Origin of the sequence: Peteryoungia wuzhouensis (assembly GCF_003205195.1) — a bacterium.
In the GTDB taxonomy this organism is placed as follows: Bacteria; Pseudomonadota; Alphaproteobacteria; order Rhizobiales; family Rhizobiaceae; genus Allorhizobium; species Allorhizobium wuzhouense.
Map to the genome: position 1 here is coordinate 1070698 of NZ_QJRY01000001.1, position 15423 is coordinate 1086120.

A 15423-nucleotide genomic window follows, 5' to 3' on the forward strand; every position below is an offset into this window, starting at 1 on the left:
CGGATGTCGCGGACTTCACCACTGGCGGCGGTCAGGCGCCGGAAACAGAGTTGCCGGCATCACCGACGGCGACAGGGGCGATCGCGGCTGCGGGTTCCGCCTCATTGCTGGCCGTCGGCACCTTGACGCCGTTGGTCGCAGCCGGCTTGCTGCGGCGGGGCTTCGGCTCCGCCCTGGCGGCACGAGGCTTGGCCTCCGTTGCCACCGGCGCCGGGGCCTTGGTCGCTGTGGAGACCTTCTCGGTCTCGTGCTCATCAACACGGCTTTCCGGCTCGCCCTTGGCGGAGCGGCGGCGGACGGCCGCGCGCTTGCGCGTGACGCGCACGCGCTTGATGCGGCGCGGGTCGGCGTCGAGAATGTGGAATTCGAAGCCTGGCAGCGCCTGGACGACTTCGCCACGGGCCGGAATGCGGCCAAGTGCGGAGAAGATCAGACCGCCCAGCGTATCGACGTCTTCCAGACGATCCTTGATGTCGAAATCGGGACCGATCGCTTCCGCGATCTCTTCGAGTTCGACGCGGGCATCGGCCACCAGAACATCGTCTGACACCCGGCTGAACATGACTTCCTCGTCGTCATGTTCATCATCGATATCACCGATGACCATTTCGACGATGTCTTCATGGCTGACCAGCCCGTCGGTGCCGCCATATTCGTCGATGACGAGCGCCATCTGGGTGCGGGCGGCCTGCATGCGGCTCATCAGGTCTGAGGCAAGCATGGAGGGTGGCACGAAGAGGATGGAGCGGATGATGCCGGCATCGGCAACGGTCTTGGACAAATCGATGCGAGAGAGATCGAAGTCGATCTTCGGCTTGGCAGCCTTCTCTGTCTTCTCAACCTTTTCGGCACCGTTTGCGGCGGCGCGGGCCGGCGCACGGCGGCGGCTGCGGGCCTGCTTGGTCACGTAGGAGAGAAGGTCGCGGATGTGGACCATGCCGCGCGGATCATCCAGCGTTTCGGCATAAACTGGCATGCGCGAACGACCGGAAACCTCGAAGATGGTCATCAGCTCGCCGATCGTGACGCTCTGATCGACCGCCTCGATATCGACGCGCGGCACCATGATGTCTTCGACGCGGACTTCGCGGAAGCGGAGGATGTTGTGCAGCATCGCCCGCTCTTCGGGCGTGAAGGCTTCGCCAAGGCTGGCATCCGCCTTCAGCGCGTCAGTCAGATCCTCGCGCAGGCTCGTCGAGGACGACGGCTTCAGGATACGGGCGAGGCGTGCCCAGAAAGAGGTTGAGTTTCGGTTCGAGCTTTCCGCTCGCGAAGGACTACTGCCCTCGTCGGACGACGGGCCTTCCGGTCCGTCACTGGCCTCGGGGGCCGTTCTTGTTACAAAGTCGCTCATTGGTCCAAACTATCAGATGGGGTCCTGCCCCGCATAGGGGTCAGATAGGCCAAGTTCCGCCAGAATGCGAGTCTCCAGCGCTTCCATTTCCTCGGCGTCATCGTTTTCGATGTGGTCATAGCCGAAAAGATGGAGAAATCCGTGCACCATCAGGTGTGTCAGATGATCGTCGAAACTCTTGTCGAGTTCGACGGCTTCCCGCTCCACCGTCTCCCTCGCGATGACGATATCGCCGAGCATAGGGCCAGGCATCTTGCCGGGCGTGAGCGGAAAGGCGGGGAAAGACAGGACGTTGGTCGGCTTGTCCTTGCCGCGCCATTCCGAATTGATTTCGCGGATGGTTTCATCGTCGGCGAAGACGAGGGAGAGTTCAGTCGGCTGGGCCGGGAAGAGCTGACCTTCTTGTGTCTGCAAAAAGGTCTCTGCCGCGCCGAGCACGCGGGAGGCCAATGCCTCCAACGCGTCCTCGTCTGCCCAACCGTCTGCCTCGACGGCGATCTGTATGTCCAAGTGCGTCATGTCGGGTCTGAACGGGCCGTCAGTGATCGGCCTGCTCGCTTTCATCCTGTACCTTGTACTTGGCGTCATAGGCCTGAACGATGCGGCCGACCAGCGGGTGACGGACGACATCGGTGTCCTTGAAGCGGACGACCGACACGCCTTCGACGCCTTTGAGCACCTGCAGGGCCTCGACGAGGCCGGAGGTCACGCCACGTGGCAGGTCGACCTGGCTCGGGTCGCCGGTGATGATCATGCGGCCGTTCTCGCCAAGGCGGGTCAGGAACATCTTCATCTGCATCGACGTGGTGTTCTGCGCCTCATCGAGAATGATCGCGGCATTGGCGAGCGTGCGGCCGCGCATGAAGGCGAGCGGCGCGATCTCGATGACGCCGGCGGTGATCGCGCGTTCGACCTTGTCGCCCGGGATCATGTCGTAGAGCGCATCATAAAGCGGGCGCAGATAGGGATCGACCTTGTCCTTCATGTCGCCAGGCAGGAAGCCGAGGCGCTCGCCCGCTTCGACAGCGGGGCGCGACAGGATGATCTTGTCGACGACGCCGCGCTCGAGCAGCTGGGCTGCATGGGCAACCGCGAGATAGGTCTTCCCGGTGCCGGCGGGGCCGACGCCGAAGACGAGCTCGGCACGCTCCAGCGCCCGCATATAGGCGTCCTGGGTCGGCGTGCGGGCGGCAATGGTCTTCTTGCGGGTAGAGATCTGCGCCATCGACAGCCGGGCCTTGCGCTCCAGCGTCGGCAGGGTCAGCTGATCATCGGCTGCGACCGCCATGCGGATCGCACCTTCGACATCGGAGGCTTCGACCGAACCGCCGCTCTGCAGGCGGGCATAGAGGAAATCGAGCGCGCGGCGGGCCTGGTTGGTCGCCAGAAGTTCGCCGGTGATGGCCACGGAATTGCCGCGGGCATGAGCCTCGATATGCAGACGCTGTTCGAGCAGCTTCAGATGCTGGTCGAACTGACCGAAGAGCTCGCTGGCCAGCCTGTTGTTCTCGAACGTCAAGATGAAGTGATTGGCGTCGGTCGCAGCGGTTTTGATGTTGCGCGAAGGTGAGGAAATCACTTCTGTGGCGTTCAAGCGATCAGGCTCCTGTTGGATCAGGTTCAGGCCCTCACTCTAACCCTCTGCCACCTCGGCAAACAAGCTGTTTGGGCCGGCTGCGGTGATTCGTACCTGTATAATGTCACCGATTTGCGATGACTTTGCATCAAGATTCACAGACTGCAGCCAAGGGGAGCGTCCAATCAGCTGTCCGGGCATGCGGCCGGGCTTCTCAAGGAGCACATCCATCTGCTGTCCGACCAGGGATTCCATGAAGGCCTGCTGTTGCTTCAGCAGCAATTCCTGCAGTCGCGCCAGGCGTTCGGTCTTCACGTCTTCGGCCACCTGATCGGGCAGATCGGCGCCAGGGGTTCCGGGTCGGGTCGAATACTTAAACGAATAAGCCTGGGCATAGTTCACTTCGCGCACAAGATTCATCGTGTCTTCGAAATCCTGGTCCGTCTCGCCGGGGAAGCCGACAATGAAATCGCCCGACAGCGCGATGTCGGGACGGACCGAGCGGATGCGCTCGATCAGGGCGATGTATTCGGAGGCCTTGTGGCGGCGGTTCATCGCCTTCAGGATTCGGTCGGAGCCTGACTGCACCGGCAGATGCAGATAGGGCATCAGCATCCTCAAATCGCGATGCGCCTCGATCAGGCGGTCGTCCATGTCGCGCGGGTGGCTGGTGGTGTAGCGCAGGCGGGCAAGGCCGGGGATTTCGGCGAGCTTGTAGAGAAGGTCGCCGAGGCCGATCGCCCTGCCCTTCTCATCCTCGCCGTGCCAGGCATTGACGTTCTGACCGAGCAGGGTCAGTTCACGCACGCCGCTGTCGACCAGGCGACGGGCTTCCGTCAGAAGCTGGGAGAGCGGGCGGGAGACTTCCGAACCACGGGTATAGGGCACCACGCAGAAGGTGCAGAACTTGTCGCAGCCTTCCTGGACGGTGAGGAAGGCGGTGACGGAGCGCGGCTTGCCGATAACCTTGGTCGGATCGGGCAGATGCTCGAACTTGTCTTCCAGCGCATATTCGGTATCGACCACACGCTCGCCGGCGCGGGCTTTCTGGAGCGCCTTCGGCAGACGGTGATAGGTCTGGGGACCGAGGACGACATCGACAGCGGGCTCGCGGCGGGAGATTTCCTCGCCTTCGGCCTGGGCCACGCAACCGGCCACACCGATCATGAACTCCTTGCCTTCTGCGGCGCGGGCCTTCTTGTGCTCACGCAGGCGACCGAGCGCGGAGTAAACCTTCTCGGCAGCCTTTTCGCGGATGTGACAGGTGTTGAGGACGACGAGATCGGCCTCTTCCATGACGTCTGTCGGGGCGTAACCATCCGCCGCCAGGGCATCGGCCATGCGGCCGCTGTCATAGACGTTCATCTGGCAGCCATAGGTCTTGATGAAGACCTTGCGCGTGTTGGCGCCCGGCGCCTGTTCGGTTGGCAAGTCGAGGATGTCCTGGGTCATGCCGGCTATTTAGTGGTTTTCGGCGCGCGGTTAAACCTAAAAAATCGCAATGGACTACAAACCCAATAGCCTCAGATCTCAGATTGCGGTCGAAGCTTTCCGCGTTGGCGGGCGGCGGCGCGCCACATCCTCTTTCTGGCATCGGGCGTCTCAAGATGGCGATACTTGCCTCCTGAAAACTTTGGCCAGTCGAGGGCCATTCCAGCACGCACAAGTTCGGCGGCAAGATCCCGACCGTCCGGTAGGAAGCATTCTGCTACCACTCGATCATATGAGAGGTCAGGGCGCAGTCTGGCGGTAATAGTTTGCCCCTTGCACATCTGCACCAAAGCCCACTTCGACTTTTTGCCCCAGGGATGATCCAATTCTGGCGCGTCTATTCCGGCAATGCGGATATGCGTACCTTCTATGACAATTGTGTCCCCATCGACGACCCAGCATTGACCTCTGAGAATGCGGTCATCCGTTGGCTCGGGCGGCAGGTGGACCACGACGACAGGCGGTCGGGTTAAGCTTCTGGACCGTCGCCTATGCCGTCCCATCAATAGCCTGAACAGCATTCGAAGCATTCGGCCTTCCCCTCCCCTGCAACTTTTGCGGCCAGTAAAATGACCTAACTAAGTTCAGAGTACAACTACCGGAATACCGCAGCTTAGCTTTTGTGGCGGCCGCGCAGATGGGCGAGCAGCATGTCGCGCAGGCGGCTCTCGACATGTGTGGCGAGGGTCTTGCGGTTGTCGCCCTGGCGGAAGTCGACCGTGTCGCCAAAGGTGACATCGACATCCAGCGCGCCGGCACGCAAGACACCCATCAGATGGGACACCATGCCGACATCGCCGGGCCAGCCGGCGATCGGGCGATGGTAGCGGCCCATGGGCATGCCCTGGATGCGGGTATAGGCGATGGCGACCGGCTGGACGTGGACGACGGCGTTTTCCTGATCCTTCGGTAGGGCCGCGGCGGCGGCGCCAAAAAGGGAAGATTTGACCGAGAGGACTCGGTTGCCGTCGGAGGTGGTGCCTTCGGGGAAGAGGACGACGATTTCGCCATCGGCCATGCGGCCGGCGATTTCATTGACCTGATCGCCGGTGCGACGCTTTTCCTCGCGCACGACGAAGATCGTCTTCTGCAGGCGGGCAAGCGTGCCGAAAATCGGCCAGGACGCGACTTCGGTCTTGGCGATGAAGACGACATCGGCGAGCGAGCCGAGGACGAGAATGTCCTTCCAGGAGGCATGATTGGCGGCGATCATCAGGGGGCGGCGCGGATCGAGGCTGCCATGGATGTGGACCCGGATGCCGAGGCAATAGAGGGCGACCTTGTGCCAGGTACGCGGCAGGCGGCGGCGCAGGCGCCAGTCGAAGCGCAGGGCGAGCAGTTGCAGGGGGATGAGGACAGCGGAGAAAAGGCCGAGGACGACGGCCATGATGCCGATCCGCAGGCCGTTGACCAGGCCGAACCTGCCCGCCTCGGGTTGCATGGGTTACTTCTCGTCCTTCGAGAGCGGAATGCCGTAAAGTTCCAGCCGATGGCCGACGAGGCGGAAGCCGTGTTCGCGGGCGATGCGCTCCTGCAGCGCCTCGATTTCCGGCGAGTGGAACTCGACGACGGTGCCGGTCTTCAGGTCGATCAGGTGGTCGTGGTGCTCTTCCGGAACCGTCTCGTAGCGGGAACGGCCGTCGCGGAAATCGTGACGCTCGATGATGCCGGCGTCTTCGAAGAGTTTCACCGTGCGGTAGACGGTGGAGATCGAAATCTTGGCGTCGATCTTGGACGAGCGGCGATAAAGCTCCTCGACGTCGGGATGATCGTCGGACTCTTCCAGGATGCGGGCGATGACACGACGCTGCTCGGTCATGCGCATGCCGCGTTCGGCACAGAGCGCTTCCAGCGATTTCAGGGCGTCGTTCATGAATTCAGCATATCCGCAGATGATCGGTTGGTGCAATCGCCGGGTTAGCGAAGATCGCGGCGCATGACAAGCGCGGAGGTCCGGCGGCCGTTTTCGTCGGTGTAATAGGCCGGGCGTTCGCCGGCCTTTTCGAAACCGAGCTTGCGGTAGAGGCCAAGTGCCGGCGCGTTGCCGTCGTCGACCTCCAGGAAGATCGCCTCGCCGCCCCTGTTTTTCGCCTGGCGCATCGCCGCCTGCATCAGGCGCCAGCCAAGACCGAAACGGCCAACCTTGTCGCTGACGGCAAAGGTCAGGATCTCGGCTTCACCAGCCACTTCGCGGGCGAGCACGAAGCCGCTCAAAGGCGCCTTGAAGATCAGCGTGTTGGTCTGCCAGGCGGCAAAACCGAAAGTGTTGGGCTGGAGAAGCAGACTGAGGAATTCGCCATCCCCCCAGGCCCGTGGAAAACGCTGGGCATGCAGTTCGGCGACGGCCCGGCAGTGATCCGGGACCATCTCCACGATTTCGAATTCGGGCTGGCGGTAGAAAAGGCTGTCGCGCATGTCAGGCTCTCGATACGGCAAAACCCGTCTGCGGTTTTGCATCGGGTCCCCGCAGATAGAGCGGCTTGGCCTTGCCCTGAGCTTTCGTCGTCGCTGAAATGCGGGCGACGATGTCGATCGGGTAGTGATCGGCTTCTGTCTGGGCTTCCGGATCGGCAATCAGGGCGGACGCCGAACCGGTGACCTTGGTTCCGGCAACAGCTGCGCGGGAGAGGAAATCCTCCAGAGCGACCAAAGCGGGTTCGTCCAGGGCCGCGCCGTTCTGGAAGGTCTGGATATAGACTTCTTCACGATGAGCGTTGATGGCGGCGAGCACGGGCGCATCCGTCGCCGGCACGGTGCGGGCGAGGACTTCGAGCGTGCAGACACCGACGCACTCGATGCCGAGCGCCAGCGCCAGGCCACGGGCGGCAGCGACGCCGACGCGGATCCCGGTAAACGAGCCGGGACCAACGGTGACGCCGATCTTCTCGACGTCAGTGAGGCTGAGGCCGGATGTCGTCACGGCCTCCTCGATCATCGCCATCAGCCGTTCGGCATGGCCGCGACCGATGGTTTCGCTGACGCGTGCAAGCACTGTGTCGGTGGATGAATCATAAACGGCGGCTGCGCAATCCACACCCGCCGTATCGATCGCAAGAACGATCATCGTATCCCCAGACCGGTCCAATCAGACCGCTTCGACTTCCTGAACTTCCGGCACGAAGTGGCGCAGCAGGTTCTGCACGCCATGCTTCAGAGTGGCGGTCGAAGACGGGCAACCGGCGCAGGAGCCCTTCATGTTGAGGAAGACCTTGCCGTCCTTGAAGCCGCGGAAGGTGATGTCGCCGCCATCCTGGGCGACGGCCGGGCGGACGCGGGTTTCGAGCAGTTCCTTGATGGTGGCAACGATCGTCTCGTCGCCAGCCTCGAAGAATTCTTCGTCGCTATCGACCTGCGCGGATGTCGAGGCCGTGCCCATGACCGGGGCGCCGCTCATGAAATGCTCCATGATCGTGCCGAGGATGGCGGGCTTCAGGTGCTGCCATTCCGGGCCATCCTTGGAGACGGTGACGAAATCATAACCGAAGAAGACGCCGGTGACGCCTGGGATGGCGAAGATACGGGTGGCGAGCGGCGAGGCTGCCGCCGTCTCAGCATCACGGAATTCCGCCGTGCCCGTCTGCATCACCACCTTGCCGGGCAGGAACTTCAGTGTGGCGGGGTTCGGCGTGGCTTCGGTCTGGATGAACATGGCGGTCTCCGCGCGGTGCTCTCACCGCTCAAATTTAGAATTCTTCAAAAGTTAAGGCTTCCGGCCCGGCAGTTCAAGACATGATCGACCGGGAGGGGCAAAAGACTAGCAAAGTGCGTCGATTTCCTCGTCGGTCAGCGAGTCCGGCAGGACCGTGACGGGGATCGGGAAGGCCGCACCCCGGCCGGCGATCATCGAGACGAGCGGACCGGGACCATCCTTGGTGGAGCCTGCGGCCAGAACGAGGATCGCGATGTCGCGGTCTTCTTCGATCAGGCTGTTGATCTCCGGATAGGCGCTGCCCTCGCGGATGACGAGTTCCGGCTCGATGCCGATCGATTCGCGCACCGTCTGGGCGGCCTTGGCCATCACGGCCTCGGCTTCCTCGCGCGCCTCTGCGCGCATGATCTCCTCGACGCCCAGCCATTGCTGAAAGTCACCGTCCGGGATCACGTAGATCAGCACGAGCCCGCCATTGGAATTCTTGGCGCGACGGCCTGCGTAATGGACGGCGCGGGAGCATTCCGGGGTATTGTCAATGACCGCCATGAACTTGCGGCGGTGACCTTCAAGACGTGACAGACGCGTTGAAACCATGGAAAACCCCGCCGGCTGAAGGTGTGTCGATGTCGATCGCGGGCTTGGAGCAAACCCGCGATCGAGGGGAGCTTATCGCACGAATCCGATGATGTCGCGGACTTCGTTCATGGTCTTTTCAGCGCGGGCCCGGGCGCGGGCACCGCCATCGCGCAGGACCGCATCGATATGACCCGGATCTTCCATCAGGCGGCGCATTTCGGCGTTGATCGGCGCCAGCACCTCGACAGCGAGATCGATCAGAGCCGGCTTGAAGACCGAGAACTGCTGGCCGCCGAACTCTGTCAGAACGTCCGCCTTCGACTTGTCGGCCAGAGCCGCGAAGATGCCGACGAGGTTGTCGGCTTCGGGGCGACCTTTCAGGCCTTCCGTCTCGCTCGGCAGGGCATCCGGATCGGTCTTCGCCTTGCGGATCTTCTTGGAGATCGCATCCTGGTCGTCCATCAGGTTGATGCGCGAGAGATCCGACGGGTCCGACTTCGACATCTTCTTCGAGCCGTCCTTCAGGCTCATGACGCGCGGCGCCGGACCATCGATCAGCGGCTCGACCATGGGGAAGTAAGCATGCACCGGCTCTTCACCGACCTTGATGTCGATGCCGAGACCCGTCGGCACGATCTTGTCGTGGAAGTCGAGGTTGAACTTCATGGCGATGTCGCGGGCGAGTTCCAGATGCTGCTTCTGGTCGTCGCCAACAGGCACATGGGTTGCGCGGTAGACGAGGATGTCGGCGGCCATCAGGCTCGGATAGGCGTAAAGACCGAGCGAGGCCTGCTCGCGGTCCTTGCCGGCCTTGTCCTTGAACTGGGTCATCCGGTTCATCCAGCCGATGCGGGCGACGCAGTTGAAGATCCAGGCGAGTTCCGCATGCTGCGGCACCTGGGACTGGTTGAAGACGATGTGCTTTTCCGGATCGATGCCGGCGGCGAGGAAGGCGGCGGTGATCGAGCGGATCTGGGTCGGCATGTCCTCGTGGACCAACTGGGCGGTCAGCGCGTGCATATCGACGACGCAATAGATGCAGTCGTTGTTTTCCTGCAGCGCGACGAACTTTCTGATGGCGCCGAGATAGTTGCCGAGATGGAGGTTGCCGGTGGGCTGAACGCCGGAGAAAACCAGCGGCTTGAACTCAGTCATTGTAATCCTCAACAGGCTGGTGGAGGGCCCGATCTACTGATCGTGTCGGTCACGGCTTATGCACGGCGGGCGGGATGCAATCAAGCGCTCACTTTTGAGGTGAGGGCCGTGCCCGCTCGATCAGATCCCAAAGGTTTCCGTAGAGATCGGCAAAGACGGCGACCGTGCCATAGGGCTCGTGGCGCGGCTCCTCCTGGAAGACGACACCAGCTTTCAGGAAACGCCCGTGGTCGCGGGCGAAATCATCGGTTTCGAGGAAGAAGCCGACGCGGCCGCCGGTCTGGTTGCCAATGGCCGCGCGCTGGGTCTCGTCCGAGGCCTCAGCCAGCAGCAGCGATGCACCTGCGCCACCCCTCGGGCGGACCACCAGCCAGCGCTTGCCCTCGGGCTGGACCGTGTCTTCCACGCAGGTGAAGCCGAGGTCATCGCAATAGAAGGCCTTGGCGCGATCGTAGCTGTCGACGACCAGACTGACGAGGAAGAGGCTGTTTCTGCTCATGAATAAGGTCTTTCTGTTCGGGCTGTGACACAACGCCCGCTGATGTCACGATCGCGGTGATTTCCTCCCCAAATCGAGGGGGTTAGGAGGCGGTTTCGTGTGTAACCGCATCGTGATTCGGCGCCCCGGACAAGCCCCGCCCTGAAGAATTGAGCAAAGCGCACCAAATTCGCCACATTCTCCGGAATAAAAAACCCCAGCAAGCGATCTTGATCGCTTAAGGCAACAAATTCATTCCAGAAGGTCACTCATGCGCACATTGTTTCGCGTCGCGCTCGGCTGCGTGCTTTCCATCGGTTTTCTCTCTCCCGTGGAGGCCGTCGAGACCAAGAAGCGTCACTTCTTCATGAAGCATGACACCACGGTTGCCTATACCCTGCAACGGGTGAGCGTGAGGGCCAGCTGTTTTCCGGACGAGCTGAAGGGCATCCTTGCCCATATCGCCAAGAAGACCGGCAAGAAGCCGATCGTCACCTCCGGCCATCGGCCACGTTCGGGCAAATCGCAACACAGCCACTGTTACGCCGCCGATATCCGGGTTCCCGGCGTCTCCGAGAAGAAGATCGTGGCGGCGGCGGCGAGCGCGCCGGGGATCGGCGGCATCGGCCGCTATTGCAACGGCATCGTGCATGTCGATATCGGGCCGAAGCGCCGCTGGACCTATTGCTGATCGCCTTCGCCGGTGACCGTATCCTTGGCGGCCGCTGACTTCGGCTTGCGCTTCAGATTGCGTCTGATCATGCCGAGATCAGCGCCGCCGATGGCAAAGGCGATACCGAAATAGACGGGCATGGCAATCGCGATCAGGCCACCCAAAGCGAGCAACTGGTCGAAGAGCGGGCTCTGCGGCGAGAGCCAGGCGGACCAACGGGCGGAAAGATAGACCAACAGAGCGGCCATGATGGCCGAGGCGACCATCAAGCGCAAAGTTCGGGTGATCAACGACCGTTCGAACACCAGATGGCCGCGCCAGAGCAGCACGGAGAAGAGCAGGATCGTATTGGTCCAGCCGGCGGCGGCTTCGGCGATCGCGATGCCGCTTTCCTCGAAGATCGGGAAGAGCGTGACCGCGAGGCCGGTGTTGAGCGCCACCGAGACCATGGTGAAGCGCATCGGTGTCTTGGTGTCTTCGCGGGCGTAATATCCAGGCTGAAGAGCCTTGATCAGCACGAAACCGGGCAGGCCCAGGCCATAAATCGCAAGGATCGAGGCGACGACGGCGGTGTTCTGCTCGGTGAATGCGCCGCGTTCATAGAGGACGCGGATGATCTCATCGGAGAGGACCCAGATGCCGGCTGCGGCCGGCAGCGTGAGGAACAGCACAAATTCGATGGCACGGTTCTGGAGATTGCCGGCCTCTTTCATGTGACCGCTTTTCAGCGCCCGCGCCAGTTCCGGCAGGAGGACGACGGCGACCGCGACACCGACGACGCCGAGCGGCAGCTGGTAGATGCGGTCGGCATATTGCAGGGCGGCGATCGCGCCTTCCTTGCCGGATGCGATGGCCTGGCCGATCAGCTGGTTGATCTGGGTGATGCCGCCGGTGACGGCTGCGGGAATGGCCAGCACCAGCAGCCGCTTCACATTGGGAGTGAAGCGCGGACGCTTGAAGCCGATCCGGATGCCGGCATGGCGCACGCCGAGATAGACGACGGCCATCTGCAACAGGCCGGCCCCGAGCACCGACCAGGAGAGCGCCCAGGCGGTGGCGGCGGGATCGGCACCCGTCCACAATGCCCAGCCGAGGGCGCCGATCATCAGGACATTAAGGAAGACAGGCGCAATCGCGGCGGCGAAGAAGTGGTGCAGCGAATTCAGCATGCCGCTCAGCATGGCGGTCAGCGACATGCACATCAGATAGGGGAACATGACGGTGGCAAGACGCACCGTCAGATCGAACTTCTCCTGATCTCCGACAAAACCCGGCGCGATGATCCATTCGACGATCAGGGGCATCGCAAGCTGCATGCCGATGGTGAGGATCATCAGGACCGAGAAGAGGACGCCGAAGACTTCTTCCGAAAAGCGCTTGGCGCCATCCAGCCCGTTTGCCTCGATCTCCTTGGCAAAGAGCGGCACGAAGGCGGCGTTGAAGGCGCCCTCGGCGAAGAGACGGCGGAAGAGATTGGGGAAGCGGAAGGCAGCGTAGAAGACGTCGGCAACCGGGCCCGTGCCGAGTGCGGCCGCCATCAGGGTTTCGCGGGCGAAGCCGAAAACGCGGCTGCCGAGCGTCGCGCCACCGACGGTCATGAATTTCTTGACGAGGCTCATTTCAGGCCCGTGCCTTCTTCGGTGCCGGCGTGGCGCGCTGTGGTTGGGCGATGATGCCGGATGGCATGTTGTCCTTCAACTCGTCCGGCTGCTCCGCCATCACCAGTTTCAAGCGGTTGGCGATATTGACCTGGCGGTTCTCGTTGGTGACCTTCTGGCCGACGAGATCGGTGACGTAAAAGGTATCGATGACCTTTTCGCCGAAGGTGGTGATGCGCGCCGAATGGATGTCGAGCGAAAGATCGGACAGCACGGCGGTGATTTCGGCCAGGAGGCCGATGCGGTCGAGGCATTCGATCTCGATGACCGTGAACTTGTTGGAGAGGGCGTTGGACAGGCGCACATCCGGCTGGACGGGGAAGGTCTTGTTCTTCTTCTTGCCCTTGGTGCGCGTGGCGATGACCTCAGGCAGGCGCTTGCGGCCGGAGAGAACGTCCTCGATCATCTTAGAGATGGTGGCGGCGCGGCGCATCTCGTCCTCGTCGATCGGAAATTCGCGGTTGATCAGGATCGTGTCCAGAGCGCGGCCATCCGAGGTCGTGAAGATCTGGGCGTCGGCGATGTTGGCACCGGCTGCGGCGCAGGCACCGGCGATGATCGACAAGAGACGCGGATGGTCAGGCGAGAGCACCGTGATTTCGGTGATCGCATGGAACTGGTGGGTGCGCACCATGGTGGCGAGCGCCTTGCCCGCCTTGTCCGACTCGCGAATGAAATGGGCGTGGCGGACCTGGTCTTCGAGATCGACCGACAGCAGATAGGGCTCGTAATGCAGCTTGGTGTAGGTGCGCTGGTCCTTCTGGCTCCAGCCCTCGAGCGCCTGGGTAAGCTGTTCGGCGGCGTGCTTGGCGCGCTCTTTCCGCGAGACCTGGGAGAAGCCGCCTGACAGCAGCAGCTCGGTCTCGTAATAGAGCGTGCGCAGAAGCTGGCCTTTCCAGCCGTTCCAGACACCGGGGCCGACCGCGCGGATATCGCAGATGGTCAGGACCAGCAGCATCTTCAACCGGTCGAGCGACTGCACCTTTTCGGCAAAATCGGTAATGGTCTTGCGGTCGTGCAGGTCACGGGTCTGGGCGACCATGGACATCAGCAGATGCTGATCGATCAACCAGACGACCATTTCGGTCTGCTTGGGCGACAGACCGAGACGCGGGCAGAGCTTGCGGGCGACCTTGGCGCCGGCGACGGAGTGATCCTCCTGGCGGCCCTTGGCGATGTCGTGGAGAAGGACCGCCACATAGAGCGTCTGGCGGTCCTCGATCTCCGGCATGATCTTGTTGGCGAGGGGATGGATCTCCTCCGCCTTGCCCTTGTCGATCTCGGAGAGCACCTCGACGGTGCGGATCAGGTGCTCGTCGACGGTGTAGTGATGATACATGTTGAACTGCATCATCGAGACGATCTTGCCGAATTCCGGCATGAAACGGCCGAGAACGCCGGCTTCGTTCATGCGGCGCAGGATGAAGCCCGGATCCTTGCGTGAGGTGAGAATCGACAGGAAGAGGCGATTGGCCTCCTCACTTTCCCGGAAATCATGGTCGATCAGGGACAGCGAGCGGGTGACGGCCTTCAGCGCATCGGGATGGAATTCCAGCCCGTTCAGATCCGCCACATGGAAGAGCCGCATGATCGACATCGGGTCCTTCTTGAAGACGCCGGGATCGGCGAGCGCAATGCGGCCGCGATCGTCGATGAACTCGCTGGCGCCGGGGATCTTGCGCGGGCGGTTGGCAAAGCGGCCGAGCATGCCGCCAATGCCGGGAGCGGCCTTGGCCTGCTGGTCCTCGAGGGCGGCTGCGAAGATTCGCGTGAGGTCGCCGACATCCTTGGCCACCAGGAAGTAGTGTTTCATGAAGCGCTCGACGGCGGAGAGGCCGGGGCGCGGCTGATAGCCGAGGCTTTTCGCAATCTCCGGCTGGATGTCGAAATAGAGCCGCTCTTCCGGCTTGCCGGTCAGGTAATGCATGTGGCAACGGACGGCCCAGAGGAAATCGTCTGCCTTCTGGAAGAGACGCCATTCGTGGCGGGAGAGCACGCCGAGACGGACCAGTTCGTCGGTGTCGCGGACATGGTAATTGTATTTGGCGATCCAGAAGAGGGTCTGGAGATCGCGCAGGCCGCCCTTGCCTTCCTTGACGTTGGGCTCGACCAGATAGCGGCTGTCGCCGGCCTTGCGATGGCGTTCGTCGCGTTCGGCAAGCTTGGCGGCGATGAATTCCGGCGCGGTGCCGGTCGTCACTTCCTGGTCGAAACGGTGCTGGAGCTCGGTCACCAGCGCCTCATCGCCGCAGATGTGGCGGGTTTCGAGGATGGCGGTCCGGATCGTCATGTCCGACTTCGACAGGCGGATGCATTCCTCGACCGTGCGGGTGGCGTGGCCGACCTTGAAGCCGACATCCCAGAGCAGATAGAGGATGAACTCGACCGCCTTGTGCATGCCCGGCCCGGCCTTCGCCGGCAGCAGGAAGAGAAGGTCGATGTCGGAGCCGGGTGCGAGCGTGCCGCGACCGTAACCACCGACGGCAGCGACTGACAGACCTTCCGTGTCCTTCGGATAGACATGGGTGCGGGCAAAATCGAAGATGACCGAAATCAGCTGGTCCTGGATCCAGGAGATGCGGTTGGCGCAGTTCATGCCGCTGCCATCCTCGAAGAGCTTCAGCCGCGCCTGTTCGCGCGCATCGGCCGAGGCCTTTTTCAGGATGGGCAGGAGCTTCGAGCGGGTCTCCAGCATGTTGCCGCAGCCGGCTTCCGCGACCGTCTTGCAGGACGCCAGCAGCGCGTCGGTGTCGAGGAGGTCGTCGAAGGCAAGCTCTGCTTTGGCCATGGGGGCTGCATCATCTCTTGGG

General features: G+C 62.4%; 16 protein-coding genes. 1 reads left to right on the forward strand and 15 read right to left on the reverse strand.

Annotation, left to right across the window (positions count from 1 at the left end; all coding sequences use genetic code 11):
- Nucleotides 1–31: 31 nt before the first annotated feature.
- From DMY87_RS05250 to DMY87_RS05310, 13 genes are all read right to left on the reverse strand, one after another.
- Nucleotides 32–1354 (reverse strand): hemolysin family protein, encoded by a 1323-nt coding sequence (locus tag DMY87_RS05250; RefSeq protein WP_110790179.1) that lies wholly within the window; start codon nt 1352–1354, stop codon nt 32–34.
- Between the two features lie 12 nt (nt 1355–1366).
- The gene (gene ybeY / locus DMY87_RS05255; protein WP_110790180.1) at nt 1367–1873 is read right to left on the reverse strand and encodes an rRNA maturation RNase YbeY; all 507 of its coding nucleotides are present in this window, start codon (nt 1871–1873) and stop codon (nt 1367–1369) included.
- 19 nt (nt 1874–1892) lie between these two features.
- Nucleotides 1893–2948 carry a PhoH family protein gene (locus DMY87_RS05260; RefSeq protein WP_110790181.1) on the reverse strand — a complete coding sequence of 352 codons (1056 nt, stop codon included), beginning with the start codon at nt 2946–2948 and terminating at the stop codon, nt 1893–1895.
- Between the two features lie 39 nt (nt 2949–2987).
- Nucleotides 2988–4382, reverse strand: coding sequence for a tRNA (N6-isopentenyl adenosine(37)-C2)-methylthiotransferase MiaB (miaB, locus tag DMY87_RS05265; protein WP_110790182.1), 1395 nt, complete (start codon nt 4380–4382; stop codon nt 2988–2990).
- A 71-nt stretch (nt 4383–4453) separates the two neighbouring features.
- On the reverse strand, nt 4454–4951 hold the full coding sequence (locus DMY87_RS24625) for a thermonuclease family protein (protein WP_205908141.1): 498 nt from the start codon (nt 4949–4951) through the stop codon (nt 4454–4456).
- Between the two features lie 83 nt (nt 4952–5034).
- Entirely contained in the window at nt 5035–5835 is an 801-nt protein-coding gene (gene olsA / locus DMY87_RS05275) for a lyso-ornithine lipid O-acyltransferase (RefSeq protein WP_110790388.1), read from the reverse strand.
- A gap of 30 nt (nt 5836–5865) precedes the next feature.
- Nucleotides 5866–6294 (reverse strand): Fur family transcriptional regulator, encoded by a 429-nt coding sequence (locus DMY87_RS05280; RefSeq protein ID WP_006728031.1) that lies wholly within the window; start codon nt 6292–6294, stop codon nt 5866–5868.
- A gap of 44 nt (nt 6295–6338) precedes the next feature.
- Nucleotides 6339–6836 (reverse strand): GNAT family N-acetyltransferase, encoded by a 498-nt coding sequence (locus tag DMY87_RS05285; RefSeq protein WP_110790183.1) that lies wholly within the window; start codon nt 6834–6836, stop codon nt 6339–6341.
- Between the two features lies 1 nt (nt 6837).
- On the reverse strand, nt 6838–7485 hold the full coding sequence (tsaB, locus tag DMY87_RS05290; protein WP_110790184.1) for a tRNA (adenosine(37)-N6)-threonylcarbamoyltransferase complex dimerization subunit type 1 TsaB: 648 nt from the start codon (nt 7483–7485) through the stop codon (nt 6838–6840).
- A 21-nt stretch (nt 7486–7506) separates the two neighbouring features.
- Nucleotides 7507–8070, reverse strand: a complete 564-nt coding sequence (locus DMY87_RS05295) for a NifU family protein (protein WP_110790185.1) — start codon at nt 8068–8070, stop codon at nt 7507–7509.
- Between the two features lie 105 nt (nt 8071–8175).
- A complete protein-coding gene (locus DMY87_RS05300; RefSeq protein ID WP_110790186.1) occupies nt 8176–8667 on the reverse strand; it encodes a universal stress protein in 492 nt (163 codons plus the stop codon).
- A 72-nt stretch (nt 8668–8739) separates the two neighbouring features.
- Nucleotides 8740–9804, reverse strand: a complete 1065-nt coding sequence (gene trpS, locus DMY87_RS05305) for a tryptophan--tRNA ligase (protein ID WP_110790187.1) — start codon at nt 9802–9804, stop codon at nt 8740–8742.
- Nucleotides 9805–9892: 88 nt separating this feature from the next.
- On the reverse strand, nt 9893–10303 hold the full coding sequence (locus DMY87_RS05310) for a VOC family protein (RefSeq protein ID WP_110790188.1): 411 nt from the start codon (nt 10301–10303) through the stop codon (nt 9893–9895).
- Between the two features lie 250 nt (nt 10304–10553).
- Between DMY87_RS05310 and DMY87_RS05315 the strand changes: the two genes are divergently transcribed.
- A complete protein-coding gene (locus tag DMY87_RS05315) occupies nt 10554–10973 on the forward strand; it encodes a YcbK family protein (RefSeq protein ID WP_110790189.1) in 420 nt (139 codons plus the stop codon).
- Here the strand turns inward: DMY87_RS05315 and murJ are convergent.
- Nucleotides 10964–12574, reverse strand: coding sequence for a murein biosynthesis integral membrane protein MurJ (gene murJ / locus DMY87_RS05320; protein ID WP_110790190.1), 1611 nt, complete (start codon nt 12572–12574; stop codon nt 10964–10966). The genes DMY87_RS05315 and murJ overlap by 10 nt on opposite strands.
- Nucleotide 12575: 1 nt before the next feature.
- Nucleotides 12576–15401: a [protein-PII] uridylyltransferase gene (locus DMY87_RS05325; protein ID WP_165826143.1), complete on the reverse strand. Its 2826-nt coding sequence runs from the start codon at nt 15399–15401 to the stop codon at nt 12576–12578.
- Between the last annotated feature and the right edge of the window lie 22 nt (nt 15402–15423).